We start from the raw sequence: 19,022 nt of genomic DNA on the forward strand, positions 1-19,022 counted from the left end.
TAAAGGATCTTCAAAATGAAAAAGGCCGTAATTTATTTAAGCCTATTCTCAATTACATCCGTATTTTTTACGGGTTGTACAGCTCCAAATGCTATGCAAACAAAAACAGATATCGTAACAGGTAAAAGTACTGTCCGAACTCAGACAAGCAACCCTGTTTTAGCTACTCGCATTGGTGTTAGTAGAGTCAACATGACTACTTTAGGTGATATCAAACGTGCCTCTCTTGCATTAAAGAATGGTTGGTTCTATGCCCAAGACTTTCAATACAAAGTTGTATGGTTTGATGCAGAAGGAACTGAAATTAATCCAGAAGGCGCTATTTGGAAGCCCATTAGTTTACAAGGTCGTGAAGTTAAAACCATTCAATCTGTTGCTCCCAACCCTAGTGCGGTCGATGTATTGATTTACATGAAAAAAGATTAAGTTTTTAAACCTAAATTCACAACATTATTTAAAGATAGATACAGGACATTTTAATGAAAATTAAATCACTATTCATGATTACAGCAATGAGTAGCGCTGCACTTTTTTCTGGCTGTGCTTCACAAACTGTTAGCTATGGTGATGCACAATCTGTTGAAACTTTAACAAAAGATTTTGGTTCGACGGACTTGCAGCAAATTGCAACAAAAATGGTGGATGACATGCTCGCCTTTCCACCAATTATTGACATGACAAAAAATCGTCGTCCTGTTTTATTTGTTGACAAAATTAAGAACAAATCTCAAGAGCATATCGATACAGAGTCTATTACAGATACGATTCAAAACCGTTTAATCAATTCAGGAAAATTCCGCTTTGTAGACATGACTTCTGTAGGTGCAGTAGCAGACCAGATGGCGTATCAACAACGTAGCGGAATGGTAGATAAACGTACTGCCGTACAGTCTGGCTCACAGATTGGTGCTGAGTATATGCTGAATGGTAACTTATCTAGCATCGTTAAAAACTCAGGCGGCAAAAGTGATGTTTACTATAAATTCACTTTAAAACTACTGAATTTAAAAACTGGAATCGTTGAGTGGACCAGTGAAAAAGAAATCCGCAAATCTGCAAAAAAATCAACTTTCGGCTTATAAGCTTTTCTAGTTAATTCCTTTATAGCATGGCACTTATCGGTTGCTATGCTATATAAATAAAAAGAGCCTTTATGAGAAAAATATTTTGTGCAGTACTATTAAGTCTTACTGCCACCTCTAGTTTTGCCGCGTTACAAGAAGTGATGAAAGAAGCTTCAGGTAGTGGGCCAACCCAGCAACAAGCTATTGCAGAAGCTTTACTTACTGCGGCTCAATCTGTGAATGGAACAAAAGTAAGTTCACAAATGGGGATGGCTGAAGAAGTTAATATGGTTATGACAGATCACCACTGGTCATATCAAGGCAAAAGCTCGCCTATGTTTAGTGTCCAAACCGAATCATCAGGTGCCATTAATCGCTTTCAAGTTCTTAGTGTTTCTGGTTCAGGCAAAAATTATAAAGCTCGGGTTCGAGCCTATATTAGTAAATATCAATCAAATGTAGCTGATCAACATTTACGAAGAATGGCGGTTTTTCCTTTTCAAGTTGTTGAGTCAAAATTTAACTTAGCATCGGGTGAAGACCCATATGAGTTTGTGCAAGAAGTCGCGGACCTAATTGGTACACAAATGGCAAATTCACGACAACTAAGCTTAGTAAGTCGAGATTATATTGAAGAAATGGCAAGTGAAAATGCATTCCTCGCTTGGGATGGTGCGCCATCAGAAATGGCAAGAATTGCCCAAAAAGTAGGTGCAGACTATATTCTCGTCGGTAGAATTAATGAAGCACGTACTGTTCAGGGTCAATCTTTTTACGGTACAGTTCCTGCTGAACGTGATGCAATTAAACTTAACTGGCGTGTGATCGAAGTAAATACAGGCAAAATTGCAGCCGCTGGTTCTATTAAGCAACCACCGCAAGCAAATGTTGGTAATTTAGTCACACAAGATACTCCACCTTCTAGTACCGAAATTTTCGCAGATCAAGTGGTCAATGATGTATTACGTGGTTTATCTTTGAAATCAAATCACTATTCTCAAAACCAAGATAGTTTTGAGAATCAGATAAATTCTTCGCCATTATCAGATGCAGATCTTCCTTCAGGTTCTAGCGAAAAACCAATTCACTGGTAAATAAAAAAGGCTGTCAAATGACAGCCTTTTTTATTACTAAATTTAATTAAACACCTTGGATCATGCGTCGCGCACTAATGATTCCAGGTTGCTGCTCTAACCGAGCCAACAAACGAGAAAGCTGTGCTAAACCCTTAACCTCAATTAACAACTTCATATTGGCAATACCATCTGCTTCAGAAATTGTATTAACCTGACGAATATTGATTTGGTCAGAGAAAATCACTTGAGTTAAGTCTTTAAGCAGACCACGACGATCATAAGCTTCAACCACAATTTGAACGCTTTGACCACGTGTTGGCTGCATTTCCCAATCGGCTTCAACAGCACGCTCTGGTTCCTGCTTAATCATACGCTGATAATCTGAACAAATGACTTTGTGGATACTGACACCACGGTTCAAAGTAATATATCCAGCGATTGATTCACCATGCACGGGCTGACAGCACTGAGCAATGTGCAGCTCTACATTGTCTAAACCATCAATTAAAATTCCATGAGCCGACAATGTATGGCTAGCACGTGGATTTAATGCTGGTTTAAGCACTAGTTCAGGTTCATCCTGATCTAGATGCATTTGGCGGTTCACCTGATTAATCAAGGCATGTAAGCTAATATCACCGCTTACCAGACTCACCAAAATGTCATCACCTGTTTTTACATTAAAATGTGATGAATAATCATTTAGGTCGATACTTTTTGGGTGAATCGCTAGACGAGCTAACTCTTTATTAAGAAGTTCACGGCCAACTTCAAGATTTTTACTACGATCTTGCTGTCTAAACCAATGACGTAGCTTGTCACGAGCACGAGAGGTTTTAATATAACCTAAAGAATTGACCAACCAATCTCGGTTTGGATCACGATCTTTTTTAGTTAAAATCTCAACCTGCTCACCAGTTTTTAAAGTATAGGTTAATGGCACATAACGCTGGTTAACTCGCGCTGCGTAACACTTGTTCCCTACTTCTGTATGCACATGATAAGCAAAATCTAAAACTGTCGAGCCACGAGGCAATTCCTTAATATCACCATCACGACTAAAAACATAAATCTTCTCAAAACCTTCAAAATCTTGTAGTTGATCAAAGCCTTCTGTTTCATCTTCGTTTTGATGTACTGTCGTTTCATTGCGTTCTTGGTAGTGCTCTAGAACAGCACGCAATGAATGCAAACGATGGTTAAAGGAATGGTCGGTATTCTTTGAACCTTCTTTATAGTTAAAGTGCGAACATACCCCCAACTCTGCTTCGTCATGCATCTCATGAGTACGAATTTGTACTTCAAGCGATTTATTTTCGGCAATTACAGCGGTATGCAAAGAGCGATAACCATTTGCTTTTGGGTTGGTAATATAGTCATCAAACTGATGCGGAATATGACGCCAGATTTGATGAACAATACCCAATGAGTGGTAACACTCAGGGACACTATTGACTAATACACGCAGAGCACGAATATCATAGAGCTGATCAAAACTCAGGTTTTTGCTTTTCATTTTTCGATAAATCGAATAAATGTGCTTTGCCCGACCTGTGATTTCTGACTCGATTCCGTAAGACGCCAACTCATTTTTTAAACGATCAATCACGAACTGAATATAATGTTCACGCTCTAAACGTTTTTCATTCAGTAATGACGCAATTTCTTTATAACGATCTGGAGCTAAATAGCGAAAAGCGAGATCTTCAAGTTCCCATTTAAGCTGAGCAATACCGAGTCGATGTGCCAATGGCGAATAAATAGTAAGAATTTCACGTGCTACGCGTTCTTGACGTTCACGAGAGGAATTTGCAAGCTCTCGTAAAGAATAGGTACGTTCAGCAAGTTTAATTAAAACAACACGAACATCTTCGGTGACCGAAATCAGCATTTTATAAATGCCACTTAAATGTTCTCGTTGATTGTTATTGAAGTGGTCTTCTAACCGCTTATTTTTTTCAATGAGTTCAGATAGTTTACCCATTGCCAAAGCGCCTTTGACAAGGTTATAGACCTGATCTCCAAATTTCTTTTTTACTTCTTCTATATCAGTAATGTCTTCACGCACACTACGATAGAGCATGGCTGCCGATAGAGTATCTTCATCTACATGGAGATGTGCCAAAATGTCGGCCATTCCAACGCCAGTAGCGAAAGTATTGGACCGATGATTAACCGTTGATTCTAACTCTTTTTGCAGGGTTTCATTCGCAACCTTTTCAAGCTGTTCAAGCTTCGCCCCATCTAATATTTCACGCACTCGATCCAACCATGAGGCTAAACCGATTTGCGTTTCGGCGGCATGCTCTACAGTCGTTTCCTCGGACAACTCAGTTAGTTGTTCAGGTAACTGTTCACGTACTGTGACCATACCATTCTCCTCAATATGTAACTCATGTTTTTAATCGTTTATCTCTTGAATTTTTTCAAATAGTGCAATGGATTCAACATGTTCTGTGTGCGTAAACATGTCCATCACCGCTGCTTTTTTTAACTGGTAACCATATTGGACCAAAACACCTGCATCCCTTGCCAGTGTAGCTGGATTACATGATACATAAACGATTCTTTTTGCTCCAAAATTTGATACATACTGCATAATTTCATATGCACCAGCACGAGGAGGATCAATCAATAATGCATCAAATCCTTGATTTGCCCAAGAATGATGCGAAAAATCTTTTGTTAAATCTTGTGAAAAGAAGGTTGCCTGCACCAAACTATTGCATTTTGCATTAGCTGTTGCCCGTTGAACCATTTCTTCACTCCCTTCCACACCAACAACCTGCCCACTCTCACCAACACATCGTGCTAACGGGAGTGAGAAATTGCCTAAACCACAAAATAGATCAAGTACTTTTTCACTTGGTTGCAATTGAAGCAATTCACATGCCAATTGAACCATTTGTTCATTTACTGTGGCATTGACCTGCGTAAAATCCAATGGCGAAAAAGCAAAATTTACATTAAACCTCTCTAAAGCATAATGTAAACGTAAAGCACCTTTTTCATCATCAATACGATGAATACTTTCAGGACCCTTAGGTTGCAAATACAACTGCCACCCTTTGTCTAACGCAAATTGCTTTAATTGGTTGACATCAGAATTGTTTAATTTTTCTACATGACGAACCAATAAAGAAATTTCATGATCACCTTTTGCTAATTCTACATGACCAATATGCGCTTTGCCTTTTAGACTTTGGAGTAAAATACGCAACTCAGGCAAACTATTTGATAAATTTTTATCCAAAACGCTACAGCTATGGATAGAAGTTAAGCGATTACTATGATGTTCACGAAACCCCATAATTAAGCGATCTGGCTTCGGCAAATAGCGCACACCAATTCGTGCTCGACGGCGATAATCACTTTGTAAAGATCGAATCGGCTCTAGCCACTGTTCAGGTTGAATACCTGCAAAATGCTGTAAATGTGATTGGAGCACACTTTGTTTTAAACGGATTTGTTCATCAGGATGGATATGCTGCATGCTACAGCCGCCGCAAATACCATAATGAGGACAAATTGCATCTATACGATGAGTTGACGGTTCTCCTAACAACTGCACCATCTCAGCTTCTTCAAGACGCTTTGCTTGATGGGTAATCTTGGCCTTTACAGTTTCTCCGGGAAATGCATAACGAATAAAAACTTTCTTGCCATGCTTATCTGCGGGATGATCAGGATGAGAACCATAATGCGCAATTCCCCGCCCTTCATGAGAAAGTGTTTCAACCTGAAAAATATATTCAGGTTGTTGGGGCTTGCGAGATTTGGCTTGTTGTTTCAAAGGATGAACCTAAAAATCTAAAGGATTAAAATAATGTGAAGTAAATTCAGTATGTTTTGAGGTACGTTCCCATACTTCAAGAAAATCTGCTTGCTGAGGAATATTTTTTAAATAATCAATACTAGAGTTTACCCAATCATTATGCTCATCTACAGTTAATTGTCCTTTTAATAACAACCAACGTACATAGACGAACCATGTATTAAGTACATCTCCTTCACAATAGCTGGTCAGTTTTAACCACTGCTGCGTACGGACATATTCCGGCACATGATAACCCGACTCACCGCGCTTACCCGGCAAACCTAAAATGCAGGCAATATCATCAAGCTTTTGAAAATTACGCCCGTTAAACATTGCCATCACGTCCATTAAATCAATGTGGCGATGGTGATAACGGTTTTGGTAATTATTAAAACGCTTCTGGCTATCAATCTCACCTTGATCAAACAAGCCCGGTGCAGAAAGCCCATGATACATGGCACGGAATAGAATGACGGGTAAATCAAATTGCGAGCCGTTCCAACTCACTAAAGTCGGATGACGCTTATCAAAAATTGACAAGAATTTCTGTAAAATTTCGGCTTCAGAATATTGTTCACGACTAAAAGAAAACAATCTAAAACCTGATTCATCAATCCATAGACCAGAAATACAAACAATTTCGTGCAAAGGTAAGCGCTGAAAATCCATGCCTGATTCTTGACGGCGCAGTTTAGTCAACGCTTGCTCTACATCAGCCTCTGGCAAATCAAGATGATATAAATGCGCTCCCGCTTTTAAATCAGTTAAAGTTTCAATATCAAAAACTAAGGTTGGGAAACGCATTATTTCTCTCAATTATGAGTTATCGTCCTGTACTGAAAACAGTCCTGTAGACAAGTAGCGATCGCCACGGTCACAGATAATGCAAACAATAACAGCATCTGGATTTTCTTCTGCAATCTTGATGGATGCCCATACTGCACCGCCTGAAGATGTACCCGCACTGATGCCTTCCATGCGTGCTAATTTACGCATGGTTTTTTCAGCATCAATTTGTGGGATATCAATGGTACGATCCACACGGCTACTATCAAAAATAGTAGGTAAATATTCTTTTGGCCAACGGCGAATACCGGCAATACTTGATCCATCTGCTGGTTGTAAACCAACAATCTGAATATCTGGGTTTTGTTCTTTTAAATATTTAGAAACACCCATAATAGTACCGGTTGTACCCATTGAGCTTACAAAATGGGTAATTTTCCCACCTGTTTGTTTCCAAATTTCAGGGCCTGTCGTTAAGTAATGAGCTTCAACATTATCAGGATTACCAAACTGATTTAAAACGTGCCCTTTACCGTCTTTTTCCATTTGCAAGGCTAAATCACGTGCACCTTCCATCCCTTGCTGTGGCGTTACTTCAATCAGCTCTGCACCATAAGCCAGCATCGCATCTTTACGCTCCTGACTCATATTGTTTGGCATAATAAGTTTCATTTTATAGCCGCGCATTGCAGCAACCATTGCCAAAGCAATACCCGTGTTCCCACTGGTTGCCTCAATCAAAGTGTCACCTGGCTTAATTTGACCACGTTTTTCTGCCTGCATAATCATGTTATATGCAGGACGGTCTTTTACAGAACCTGCTGGATTATTACCTTCCAATTTTGCTAAAACCGTCGCTTGCGTATGAGAAGCTAATCGCTGCAAACGAACTAGAGGTGTCTTACCTACATAGTGATCTAACAAAAATTCGTCGGCTAAAAAGTCAGGTTGTGTATTACTCATGATCAATACCTATATCGAGGTGGGCCTATTGTATGAAAAAATGCTCGGTACTGCACCCATTTCAATATGCTTTTTCATGAAAGCGATTAAAGCTCGGTCATTTATAAAATGCCGTCTGTTTTAAAATAAAGCGTGATAAGATGCCGTACAGAGAGATAAATCTGATGTAGCCATGTCTAATTTCAATAAAACCTTATCGAAACGCTTACGTCTGAATCATGCATATGGGCAATTGATTGCTCTAATTTTTGTGCCGATTATGATTTTAACAGGGGTCGGTGCTTTTCTGGTTTTAACTGAAACGTCACATTCGGTAAAAAAACAACAGCTACATCACGCCTCAGCAATTTTAGCTCGCTATAATCAAATTGCGAAAGATTTGTATACGCTGGTCGAACTACAGCCCGATGAATACGATCATGCTCAGCACATCATGCAAAGCATGTTTAGCGAAAAAAATCTTAAACGCGCGGTACTTATCGATAACAACGGACAGACTTATTTAAGTATTGGTTATCGTGATAATCGTTATTGGCCTAGCTTTCCCAGTAGTAATAATTTTTTTGGTCCAATCTCTTATAACCACAACAATATTTATGGACTACAGATTAGTAATAAAGCTGGAAAAGCGCCAGTCTGGTTAGTGATTGAAATGGATAACCAGCCTCTAGAGTTGGCACGTTATCGCATTATGATTGCTCTCGTCATTACTGGATTAATGACCTTATTGTTACTTTTACTATGCTTGAATTTTTATTCTCGTCGCTGGATTGCGCCGATGTATGAAATTCGCATGCAGTTACAACGTCTAAATGCAGATACTCTAGACCAGCACCTAGTCATTAACAGTACTGGGGAGCTACGTTTACTACAGCGCGATATTGCAAATGTTGTTAAGCGATTGCACTTTAGCTTTTTAGAATTAAAAGAGCACACCGAACAAACAGAAGAAGACTTACGCAGAACACTAGATACCTTAGAAGTCCAAAACATTACCTATCGTCAAGCACGTGACCAAGCGATTTCATCAAACCAAGCAAAGTCAGTTTTCCTTGCCAATATTAGTCATGAGCTTCGCACACCTCTCAACAGTATCGATGGCTTTATTCATTTATTGCTTCGTCAACAAAATTTAAATAACGAACAAAATCTTTATTTACAAACCATTCGCAAGTCATCTGCCCATTTATTGGCATTAATTAACGATGTATTAGATTTCTCAAAAATTGATGCAGGTAAGTTAGAGCTTGAAACAGCGCCCTTTGATTTGGAAGAAGCCATTTTTGATGTTATGGATATGCTGTCTCCTTTGGCCGCTCAAAAACATATCGCCATGGCTTTTTACTATGCGGACAACATTCCACAACAAGTTATTGGTGATGCGTTACGCTTCAAGCAAATTCTGACCAACTTGATTTCTAATGCAATCAAGTTCACTCCAGATGGTGAAATTATTGTTCGTGTTCGTATGGAACATGATGATATTGGACAATGTCTGCTTCATTTTAGTGTTCAAGATAGTGGTATTGGCTTAAGTGGTACAGATCGTAAAAAATTATTTGAATCATTCTCGCAAGGTGATGCATCAGTTACACGTCAATTTGGCGGTACAGGTTTAGGCCTTGCTATCTCTAAACAGCTTGTTCATCTCATGCATGGTCAAATTGGCTTTGAGGATAATCAGGAACGTGCGCCAACAGAAAAAGGCTCTACGTTCTGGTTTACCGCACAATTTGTGGTAGATGAAGATTACGAAATCGAACATCCGCACTTTGAGCATTTACAAGTGGTGTCTTACCTTGCTCATCCTGCTACAGCAAGTGTTTTACGTTATTACCTTGAAAACTACCATGTTCCTCATATCGAAACACAATCAATTCTGGACTTGTTTAGTCGTTTAAAACATCTTGATCAGAAAGATAATACATGGCTTATCGTTGACCATAGCGGTGATACAGAAGCGCTATTAAAAGAAATCCGCAGCCGTTATCAAGGTAATTTAGCCGTCTATGGCTATCAAATGACGCTTGAGCCAAACATGCTCAGTGAATATCGTGCTCGTCCTTTATATCAACCATTAAGCCGTAGTGGACTCATTCAACTATTAAGCAACCAGCCTATTTTTGAAGAAGAACAACAAGATTTTAATGGTCAGGGTTTACACATTCTTGCAGTAGATGACCATTTACCAAACTTAATTGTTTTAGAAGCTTTGTTGGGTGAATTAAACGTTAAAACAACCAAAGCGTTAAGTGGTCAAGAAGCGCTTAACCTTATTCAAGAACGAATTGACCAAAAACTTAAACCATTTGATTTGGTGTTTATGGATATCCAAATGCCAGTTATGTCGGGCATTGATACCACACGTGCCATCCGTTCTTTAGAGTCAACGCTCGATGGAGAAATGCAGCTTCCAATTATTGCGTTAACGGCCCACGCCCTTGCCGATGAAAAGCAAAAGCTTCTTAAAGTAGGCATGAATGACTATGTCACCAAGCCAATTCAAATGGAGCAAATCATCCAGATCTTAACGCAATGGACTAAAAACAACTTTACAGCAAAAGCCATAGATAAAGATCACCACGTAGTTGCAGAAGCTTTAGACCCGCAAATTTTAAACTGGCAACAAAGTTTGCAACTTGCAGCAAATAAAGAAGACTTAGCACAAGATCTACTCAAAATGTTAGTTGATAGTTTTCCAACTGAGCTAGACGAAATGCAGCAGCTCATTGAGCTTGAAGACTTCCCTCAACTTGAGCATGTTTTACATCGCCTGTATGGTGCCACTCGCTATGTAGGTGCCCCGAAACTACAGCAAGTTACAGGTGACTTTGAACAATTTATTTCAACGCTACGTAAAGAACGCCGTATAGCAGATGAAGGCTTCATTGAAGAAGTTATACAGCGCTTTGATGAATTAGGTCTTGTCGTTAAAGAAGTAGAAAGTGCTGCTCACCAGATCTTGGTGATACCTGACTAACATATCTACCAAATAGGCATGACTGAGCTGTCATGTTTCCAGATTACAGCCATGTTATGCTCCGTTCATCTATAAAAAAAGAAGCGGGAATCTCATGGCACTCTTACGTATTGAAAAAAATAATGGCATTGCAACGGTATATTTAAACCGTCCAGACAAACGCAATGCGATGAGTTTTGCCTTATTAAAAGAGTTAGTTTCAACTGCAAAAGCAATTAAAAAGGATAGAGATATTCGCTGTGTTATTTTGACAGGCGAAGGAAATGTGTTTAGTGCTGGTATTGATTTATCTGACCTCAACAATCCTAAAAACTCTGCTTTTGCAATTTGGGAACTTGTAAAACCAGGACAAAGTCTTTTTCAAAAAGCATTTCTGACTTGGCAGAATTTACCTGTACCTGTTATTGCAGCATTAGAAGGATATTGTTTCGGCGCTGGCATGCAACTCGCCTTGGCTGCTGACATCCGAATTTCTCATCCAGAAACAAAAATGTCGATTATGGAAAGCCGCTGGGGTTTAGTTCCTGATATGGGACTTACTCGCTCATTAAAAGGTTTAATTAGCGTTGACCTTGCAAAAGAACTCACCTTAACTGCCCGCGTTTTTGATGGGAATTATGCAAAAGAAATTGGTCTTGTAACTCATTTAAGTGACACTCCTTTAGAGAGAGCAAATGAGATTGCATCTGAAATGTTGCAGCGCTCACCTGATGCCCTCACTGCGGCAAAACGCGTACTTGATGCAATGGAACATCAACCAGAAAAATCATTACGTCTAGAAAAAATCTGGCAACTTAAATTATTACTTGGTAAAAATAGCAAACTTGCTCGTAAAAAAGACAAACATCCGGAAGTTAATTTTTTACCACGCCAATATAAATAAGAGCTTAGATTATGAATTTTGATCGCAACACCCCTATTGCTTTTTTAGGCATAGGGCTTATGGGAAGTCGGATGGCAACCCGCCTTATTCAAGCTGGCTTTCAAGTTGCTGTTTGGAATCGAACCACCTCTGCATGTGACGAACTTATTGATATCGGTGCACAAGCTTTAGAACTTTCAAATATTGGTGAATATCCGGTTATTTTAATCTGTCTGGCAGATGACAAAGCAGTACAAGCTGTATTTGAGCAAATTCAGCCTAACTTAAAAGCCAAACAGGTTATTGTTGATTTCTCGAGTTTATCTGTTGCTGCAACGAAAACGCTTGCTCAAGCAGCTGCTACCCATGACGCCATATGGATTGACTCACCTGTATCAGGTGGAACAGCAGGTGCAGAACAAGGCACACTTGTCATTTTTGCAGGCGGTGATGCTCAAACCATTACAGAATTAACTCCTATTTATAATGTTCTATCCCAACGTGTGACTCGCATGGGAGATACAGGAACTGGCCAAGCCACCAAAATTTGTAATCAACTTATTGTTGCAGCCAACAGCGCTCTTATTGCAGAGGCTGTCGCACTTGCAGATCGAGCTGGTGTAGATACAACTTTGCTTGCCCCTGCCTTAGCCGGTGGATTTGCTGACTCCAAACCTTTTCAAATTCTAACTCCACGCATGGCAACTCATACTTTTGAACCAGTTCAGTGGAAAGTTCAAACATTATCTAAGGATCTTAACAACGCAGTAACATTGGCTAACAATGTTAATTTAGACATCCCAGTTGCACAAAAAGCTCTACTACAGCTACAAACTCACCAAAAAAATGGCTTTGCTGAGAAAGATTTAGCTACTATGATTCAATTAATAGAGCAAAAATAAACGGAGTTTGAGTATGGGTCGTCTTGCAGTCAATTTATCCATGATTTTTACCGAAGTTCCTTTAATTGAACGCTTTGCTCTGGCGCATGCACAGGGCTTTGAATATGTAGAAATTCAATTTCCTTATGAATTGGCTATTTCCGATATTCAAACTCAACTCGAACGCTACAAACTTAGCCTCTGTCTAATCAATGTGCCTGCGGGTGATCTTATGCAAGGTGGCAATGGTTTAGCTGGTGTACCCGGTCAAGAAACAGCTTTTCGTGAAGCGTTAGAATTAGCGATTAGCTATGCCACTGCTTTAAAAGTTCCCCGTGTTAACATTTTGGCAGGAAAACAGCCTCTAGATGCCGACCTACTTCCTTGTTTGAAAACACTAGCAGCTAATTTAAAACTTGCCTGTAACTTACTTAGTGAACACGGTATAGAACCCGTTTTTGAAATGATTAACGGTACAGATATGCCACGCTTTTTGGTGCAGAACATTGCGCAGGGACAAGAAATGCTAGAAGCGGTTAATCACCCTGCCCTAAAAATGCAATATGACTGCTATCACATGGCGATGATGGGCGAAGATGTACTTGAGGGTTTGCAAGAAAATATTAACTTAATTGGACATATTCAATTTGCGGACTGTCCGGGCCGTCATGAACCAGATACAGCCCAAATCCCTTATGAACAAATATTTTCTTGGTTAAAGCAAAGCTCTTATCAAAACTATATTGCAGCAGAATATAAGCCTGAAAATACTTCAAATCAGTCATTTACTTGGAAGAAAAAGTATTTTTCGGATGATGTAAATATATAAACTGTTACGACTTCTGATTGAAATTTAGCGCGAAAACCACTATATTAGATAGTGAGTAATTGTCAGGAAAATATACCCTATATGAATTTAGAACCATCGCCCAGCGTGTCTAATTCTCACGATTTCGCAATGAACACCTCAAATAAAGACGTACAGACTTGTCTCAAAGTTGTTCATGACGCTTTAGTTGATGTAAAAGCAAAAGATATTCTCCAGTTAGATGTTAGCTCAATTAGCAATGTCTCTGATGCTATTGTAATTGCAAGTGGTACTTCTACTCGCCATGTCAAAGCACTCGCTGACAATGTTGCAGAAGAAGCTCGAAAAGCCGGTTTCCGCCCGATTGGCGTTGAAGGTGAACGAGATGCAGAATGGATCTTGATTGATCTCGGCTTTGTTGTAGTACATGTGATGCTACCAACAGCTCGTAAATTCTATGATTTAGAAAGCTTATGGCGTACCGCTCCAGAGTCGGTTGCTTAAAATTTTGCTTTTAAAAAAAGCGGCTCTTTTGAGCCGCTTTTTTAATTCTTTATAAAAAGCATCCCCCTTCATAAAGTGGTATTTATATTTTTTAAATAACAAAATCTTTAAATTTCATCGAATGCTTTATTGGCCATTAAAAGCCAATCATCGTGCACCTTTAAATTTGACATGACAAATTGTCAGATTTGCAGCAATATACAAACTCTTGAAGTCCCCACCAATAAATAGCATAACCGGAGTACAGAAAGTGAGAATATTAATTACGGGCGCCAACACAGGGATTGGCTTTGCTACAGCAGAACAACTCGTTAAACAAGGGCAACATGTTATTTTAGCGTGTCGAAATCCAGAAAAAGCTCAAGCTGCACAAAATAAATTACGCTCACTCAACCAAGGACAAGTCGATTTAGTTTCTCTCGATCTAAACAGTCTTGAATTAACTCGAAAGACAGCCGACGAGATTGCTGACCGCTATGGCAGCCTTGATGTACTCATTAACAATGCAGGGTTATTTGCCAAAACCAAACAACTGACTGTCGATGGTTTCGAGCAGCAATTTGGTGTTAATTATTTAGGCCATTTTTTACTAACTCAAAAATTACTTCCAGTTTTACAACAATCTCCGCAAGCACGGATTATTCATCTCGCATCTATTGCTCATTGGGTGGGATCCATTAAACCCAACAAGTTTCGTGCCGAAGGTTTTTACAACCCCCTGTTCTATTATGGGCAATCGAAGCTTGCGAATTTACTATTCAGCAATGCTTTAGCAGAACAACTAGCTGGAAGCTCAATTACCAATAATGCATTGCATCCGGGTGGTGTCGCTTCTGATATTTATCGTGACTTACCAAAACCAGTTTATGCAGCGATGAAATTAGGCTTAGTTCCAACCTCAGTTCCAGCAAATCTCATTACAGAAATGGCAACTGGAGAGGCATGGCAGAATCGTAATGGTGAATATGTCAGTGCGCACATGCCAGACTGGAAATCTTCACACGCAAAAAATCAGCAACTTGCACGTGACCTCTATCAACAGTCAATGGACCTTGTAGAAAAATTTCTTTAAACAAATAGACCAAATAAAAAAAGCCACCCGAGGGTGGCTTTTACAATCCTGATTGAGGGCAGATTAGTGACCGCCACCATTGATTGCTTTTGTCATATCTTCAACAACTTTCTTGGCATCACCAAAAATCATCATTGTTTTTTCGTTATAGAACAAATCGTTGTCCAGACCCGCATAACCTGTTGCCATAGAACGCTTAATCACCATGATCGTACGCGCTTTATGTGCTTCAAGAATCGGCATGCCATAAATTGGTGAAGTTGGATCATCTTTCGCAGCAGGGTTTACTACGTCGTTTGCACCAATTACAAGCACCACATCAGTTGCTGGGAAGTCTGAGTTAATCTCATCCATTTCCAAGATGTCTTCATATGCTACGTCTGCTTCAGCAAGCAATACGTTCATATGACCAGGCATACGACCAGCAACTGGATGGATTGCAAAACGAACGCGAACACCTTGCTCTTTTAGAATTTCACACAATTCTTTTACAGCATTTTGTGCGCGACCTTGCGCCATACCATAACCAGGCACAATCACAACGCTGTCTGCATTTGACATCAAGAAGCCCGCATCATCAGCAGAACCAGAACGATGGTTACGCTGAACTTGCTCACCTTTAGCAGCTGTAGCAACTGCCGCGCCACCCATTGCACCACCAAACAATACATTGATGATTGAACGGTTCATTGCTTTACACATGATGTACGACAGAATCGCACCAGATGAACCCACGAGAGAACCCGCAACGATCAACATATTGTTTTCAAGTGTAAAACCAATACCTGCCGCAGCCCAACCCGAGAATGAGTTAAGAAGCGATACCACTACAGGCATATCACCACCACCAACTGGTGCAATCCATACCCAGCCAAATGCAAGTGCAAGTGCTGTCATTGCCCAGAATGCAGTCATATTGCCAGTGGTAAAGAAGTAGAAACCACAAGCCAACATCGCAATAAAGATAAGCGCTTGAACAGGTTTAACCCATGCACCAGAAATTGTTTTCGCCCATTTTTTTGCAGCCAATTTACCGTATGCAAAGACAGATGCAGTAAAGGTAATCGCACCAACAAAACAACCTACGAACAATTCAAATAAGTGAACACTGCTCATGTGCACATGTTGCACCCCAGCCGCAGTTAAAGCCGCCTCATTTTGAGCAAACAATTCAGTGAGTTGGTTGTTGTGCAAAATTGCAGCAATTGCGATTAGGACAGCAGCCAAACCAACTAACGAGTGCATCAACGCCACAGTTTCAGGCATTTGAGTCATTGGCACAGTACGAGCACGAGCAATACCAACGATTGCACCCAACACCATTGCACCAACAATCATCCAGATGACTGGGTTATTCGCAACAAAGAAGGTGGTTACAACTGCAATCGCCATCGCGATCATACCGTAACGGTTACCTTGAATTGCTGTTTTAGGGCCAGACAAACCACGAAGCGTCAAGATAAAGAGAATTGCGCCTACAAGGTACAACCAATTTGCATTTGCTTGAATAAATTCCATGTCAAAGCCCTCTTATTTCTTTTGCTTAGGCTTGAACATTTCCAACATGCGTGCAGTTACTGCAAAGCCGCCGAAAATATTAATGCTTGCCAAAAATACCGCAATCGCACCCAGTACGCTCACCACATTCACACTTTGAAATGCAACGTTAGCATCTACACCCAAAATAGGCAGACCCACAGTTTGCAACATTGCACCCACTACAATAATAGATGACAACGCATTGGTTACAGCCATAAGTGGTGTATGTAAAGCTGGTGTAACACCCCAAACTACGTAATAACCTACGAAGATGGCAAGGACGAAAATTGTAATAGTTTCAACCATGAGAAATCTCCTTAACCACGCTTAAGCAGTACTTGACCGCCATGAGTGACCAATAGGGCTTTTTGGATTTCGTCTTCTTGATTAATCGCAAAGTTTTTCTCTTTGTCGAATAAAGTTTCTACGAAATTGAATACGTTACGCGCATATAGTGCGGAAGCTTCTGTCGCTACAGTTGCCGGAATATTTGGAACACCCAAAATTTTCACGCCATTTTCTGTAAACACAGTCTCGCCAACTTTAGAGCCTTCAACGTTACCACCAGTTTCAACAGCCATATCTAAAATGACAGAGCCTGGTTTCATCTTGGCAACAGTTTCAGCCTTAATCAGACGCGGTGCATCACGACCCGGCAACAATGCAGTTGTAATCACGATGTCAGCGTTAGATACAGCCTTGTCAACAATCGCGGCTTGGTCTTTGATGTATTGCTCACCCGGCATCCATCCATAACCATTTTTAGCGGCGTCAGCTGCACGTTGTTGCTCTTCTTCAGACATTGGTACGTCTAACCACTTACCGCCTAAAGATTCAACTTGATCTTTTGCGGTAGGACGTAAATCAGTTGCTTCAACAATTGCACCTAAACGTTTTGCCGTTGCAATTGCCTGAAGACCTGCAACGCCCACACCCATAATCACAACACGTGCTGGTTTTACAGTACCAGCAGCAGTCATAAGCATTGGGAACATACGTTGATATTCAGCGGCAGCAAGCAAAACTGATTTATAACCAGAAAGGTTTGCCTGAGAAGACAATACGTCCATGTTCTGCGCACGAGAAAGCGTACGAGGAAGCAATTCCAATGCAAAAGCAGAAACTTGCTGATTCGCAAACTGATCTAGCTCGGTATTACGATAAGGATCAAACATTGCTACAACAGCAGTATTTGCTGGAAGTTTTTGAATTTCCCCGCCTTGTGGCGCACGAACTTTCAAAATAATTTGACTACCCGTATAGGCATCATCCGTAATGGTTGCACCGACCTGTTCATAAGCACTGTCAATGTACGCAGCCTTTACACCGGCACCACGTTCAATCACAACGCTATGACCAGCGCTAATCAACTTCTTTACTGTCTCTGGCGTAGCAGCTACACGATTTTCACCGACGACAGTTTCGGTTGGGATTCCGATTTGCATGAGCGTTCCTCAAGCTAATTTCTCATTGTCAAAAACATTGCAACCTGCAATGTTTCCCCCATGTGTATTCTTTGTACAGAATTTGGATTCTAATTGAACTTTTTTAAAATACCACCCAATATTTATTTAATAAATACCCATATTTTGAACTGATGATTCACGATATTTGATTTGAGGTGTAACATAGGAAGCTTTTTCTTTTTTTGCAGACAACAGTCTCTCTTATACAGTCTTGTATATGAAAATTTCTTTATCTTCGTTTCAAATCGGGTCTTTTTTTGCTCTTTGCTCTGCTTTTCTATTCAGTACAAAAGCAATCTTTATTAAACAGACTTATGCCCTTTCTCCATTAGTAGACGCTACAGTCCTGATGGCTTTACGCATGTTAAGCGCTTTACCGTTCTTTCTATTAATTTGCTGGTTTAACAGGCATCATAATCAGGGCATAAAAAAGAAGGATTGGCTAATTTTAATTTTTGCTGGTCTATTAGGCTACTACTTTGCCAGCTGGCTCGATTTTATGGGTCTGATGTTTATTAGTGCTTCACTCGAACGAATTATTCTATTTTTATATCCTACTCTCACCGTCATAGTCTCAAGCTTGCTCTACAAACAAAAATTAGATGCAAAAAGTTTATTTGCCATTTTTCTTAGTTATGGTGGAACTGTATTGGTCATGCTTCAAGAGCACAGCAATGCACCAATTCAGGGCAACTTCTGGTTGGGCACAAGTCTCGTGTTTGCGAGTGCTGTGGCTTTTGCAGGCTATTTACTACTGACCCCGCCATTAATTAAAAAATTTGGTTCTTGGAATTTCACAGGTTTAGCTTTAACAGTCGCTTGTATCGGTACATTAACGCACTATGTATTAAGCACTCCTCAGCCTATTCAACTTCTATTACAACTTCCATCCAGTGTAATTTGGTACGGCGTCGGACTTGGCTTTTTGGTCACTGTTTTACCTACCGTTATGCTCATGCAAAGTATTGAGCGACTTGGCGCCTCTCAATCTGCCATGATTGCTTCGATAGGACCGGTTTTAACTATTTTGCTCGCGGTTACTTTTTTAAATGAACATCTCAATATGTGGCAATGGGTAGGCTGTATTTTAAATATTGCAGGTGTCATGATAATTACCCTCAGAAAGAAAAGATTAAAATACTAATTTCTCTTGACCTCAACTTAAGTTGAGGTTGGATACTCATCTAAATTTTACTGAACGGTT

At 40.0% G+C, this 19,022-nt stretch carries 17 protein-coding genes; 10 read left to right on the forward strand and 7 right to left on the reverse strand.

Going from position 1 to position 19,022, the window contains the following annotated elements:
* Positions 1-15 precede the first annotated feature (15 nt).
* The 3 genes from ASF86_RS13260 to ASF86_RS13270 all read left to right on the forward strand — a co-directional run bounded on the left by ASF86_RS13260 (position 16) and on the right by ASF86_RS13270 (position 2,158).
* The gene (locus ASF86_RS13260; RefSeq protein WP_056482764.1) at positions 16-426 is read left to right on the forward strand and encodes a YcfL family protein; all 411 of its coding nucleotides are present in this window, start codon (positions 16-18) and stop codon (positions 424-426) included.
* 53 nt (positions 427-479) lie between these two features.
* Complete coding sequence (gene lpoB / locus ASF86_RS13265) at positions 480-1,082, forward strand: penicillin-binding protein activator LpoB (protein WP_056482767.1); 603 nt, start codon at positions 480-482, stop codon at positions 1,080-1,082.
* A 71-nt stretch (positions 1,083-1,153) separates the two neighbouring features.
* On the forward strand, positions 1,154-2,158 hold the full coding sequence (locus ASF86_RS13270; RefSeq protein WP_056482770.1) for a CsgG/HfaB family protein: 1,005 nt from the start codon (positions 1,154-1,156) through the stop codon (positions 2,156-2,158).
* Positions 2,159-2,204: 46 nt separating this feature from the next.
* On the opposite strand, the gene ASF86_RS13275 is transcribed toward ASF86_RS13270, so the two are convergent.
* The 4 genes from ASF86_RS13275 to cysM are packed head-to-tail and all read right to left on the reverse strand — an operon-like array spanning position 2,205 to position 7,706.
* The gene (locus tag ASF86_RS13275) at positions 2,205-4,511 is read right to left on the reverse strand and encodes a RelA/SpoT family protein (protein ID WP_003655013.1); all 2,307 of its coding nucleotides are present in this window, start codon (positions 4,509-4,511) and stop codon (positions 2,205-2,207) included.
* A gap of 30 nt (positions 4,512-4,541) precedes the next feature.
* Entirely contained in the window at positions 4,542-5,933 is a 1,392-nt protein-coding gene (rlmD, locus tag ASF86_RS13280) for a 23S rRNA (uracil(1939)-C(5))-methyltransferase RlmD (protein ID WP_056482773.1), read from the reverse strand.
* A 9-nt stretch (positions 5,934-5,942) separates the two neighbouring features.
* Positions 5,943-6,761 carry a 3'-5' exonuclease gene (locus ASF86_RS13285; RefSeq protein ID WP_017391245.1) on the reverse strand — a complete coding sequence of 273 codons (819 nt, stop codon included), beginning with the start codon at positions 6,759-6,761 and terminating at the stop codon, positions 5,943-5,945.
* Positions 6,762-6,773: 12 nt separating this feature from the next.
* Complete coding sequence (gene cysM / locus ASF86_RS13290; RefSeq protein ID WP_004641224.1) at positions 6,774-7,706, reverse strand: cysteine synthase CysM; 933 nt, start codon at positions 7,704-7,706, stop codon at positions 6,774-6,776.
* A 172-nt stretch (positions 7,707-7,878) separates the two neighbouring features.
* Here cysM and ASF86_RS13295 point away from each other — a divergent pair, with 172 nt between their 5' ends.
* The 6 genes from ASF86_RS13295 (at position 7,879) to ASF86_RS13320 (ending at position 14,813) form a co-directional block, all read left to right on the forward strand.
* Positions 7,879-10,686, forward strand: coding sequence for an ATP-binding protein (locus ASF86_RS13295; protein ID WP_056482776.1), 2,808 nt, complete (start codon positions 7,879-7,881; stop codon positions 10,684-10,686).
* Between the two features lie 94 nt (positions 10,687-10,780).
* Positions 10,781-11,569 carry a crotonase/enoyl-CoA hydratase family protein gene (locus ASF86_RS13300; protein WP_003655004.1) on the forward strand — a complete coding sequence of 263 codons (789 nt, stop codon included), beginning with the start codon at positions 10,781-10,783 and terminating at the stop codon, positions 11,567-11,569.
* Between the two features lie 11 nt (positions 11,570-11,580).
* On the forward strand, positions 11,581-12,450 hold the full coding sequence (locus ASF86_RS13305) for an NAD(P)-dependent oxidoreductase (protein WP_056482779.1): 870 nt from the start codon (positions 11,581-11,583) through the stop codon (positions 12,448-12,450).
* 13 nt (positions 12,451-12,463) lie between these two features.
* A complete protein-coding gene (locus tag ASF86_RS13310; RefSeq protein ID WP_056482782.1) occupies positions 12,464-13,258 on the forward strand; it encodes a hydroxypyruvate isomerase family protein in 795 nt (264 codons plus the stop codon).
* Between the two features lie 81 nt (positions 13,259-13,339).
* Positions 13,340-13,741 carry a ribosome silencing factor gene (gene rsfS / locus ASF86_RS13315; RefSeq protein ID WP_003654998.1) on the forward strand — a complete coding sequence of 134 codons (402 nt, stop codon included), beginning with the start codon at positions 13,340-13,342 and terminating at the stop codon, positions 13,739-13,741.
* A 250-nt stretch (positions 13,742-13,991) separates the two neighbouring features.
* The gene (locus ASF86_RS13320; protein ID WP_056482785.1) at positions 13,992-14,813 is read left to right on the forward strand and encodes an SDR family NAD(P)-dependent oxidoreductase; all 822 of its coding nucleotides are present in this window, start codon (positions 13,992-13,994) and stop codon (positions 14,811-14,813) included.
* Positions 14,814-14,876: 63 nt separating this feature from the next.
* Here the strand turns inward: ASF86_RS13320 and ASF86_RS13325 are convergent, their stop codons facing one another.
* The 3 genes from ASF86_RS13325 to ASF86_RS13335 are packed head-to-tail and all read right to left on the reverse strand — an operon-like array spanning position 14,877 to position 17,797.
* On the reverse strand, positions 14,877-16,331 hold the full coding sequence (locus ASF86_RS13325) for an NAD(P)(+) transhydrogenase (Re/Si-specific) subunit beta (RefSeq protein ID WP_017391250.1): 1,455 nt from the start codon (positions 16,329-16,331) through the stop codon (positions 14,877-14,879).
* A 12-nt stretch (positions 16,332-16,343) separates the two neighbouring features.
* Positions 16,344-16,658, reverse strand: coding sequence for a proton-translocating transhydrogenase family protein (locus tag ASF86_RS13330; RefSeq protein WP_003654992.1), 315 nt, complete (start codon positions 16,656-16,658; stop codon positions 16,344-16,346).
* Positions 16,659-16,669: 11 nt separating this feature from the next.
* Complete coding sequence (locus ASF86_RS13335) at positions 16,670-17,797, reverse strand: Re/Si-specific NAD(P)(+) transhydrogenase subunit alpha (RefSeq protein ID WP_004641209.1); 1,128 nt, start codon at positions 17,795-17,797, stop codon at positions 16,670-16,672.
* Between the two features lie 238 nt (positions 17,798-18,035).
* Between ASF86_RS13335 and ASF86_RS13340 the strand changes: the two genes are divergently transcribed.
* Positions 18,036-18,962, forward strand: a complete 927-nt coding sequence (locus tag ASF86_RS13340; RefSeq protein ID WP_056482788.1) for a DMT family transporter — start codon at positions 18,036-18,038, stop codon at positions 18,960-18,962.
* The last annotated feature ends 60 nt before the right edge of the window (positions 18,963-19,022 follow it).

Origin of the sequence: Acinetobacter sp. Leaf130 (assembly GCF_001423205.1) — a bacterium.
In the GTDB taxonomy this organism is placed as follows: domain Bacteria; phylum Pseudomonadota; class Gammaproteobacteria; order Pseudomonadales; family Moraxellaceae; genus Acinetobacter; species Acinetobacter calcoaceticus.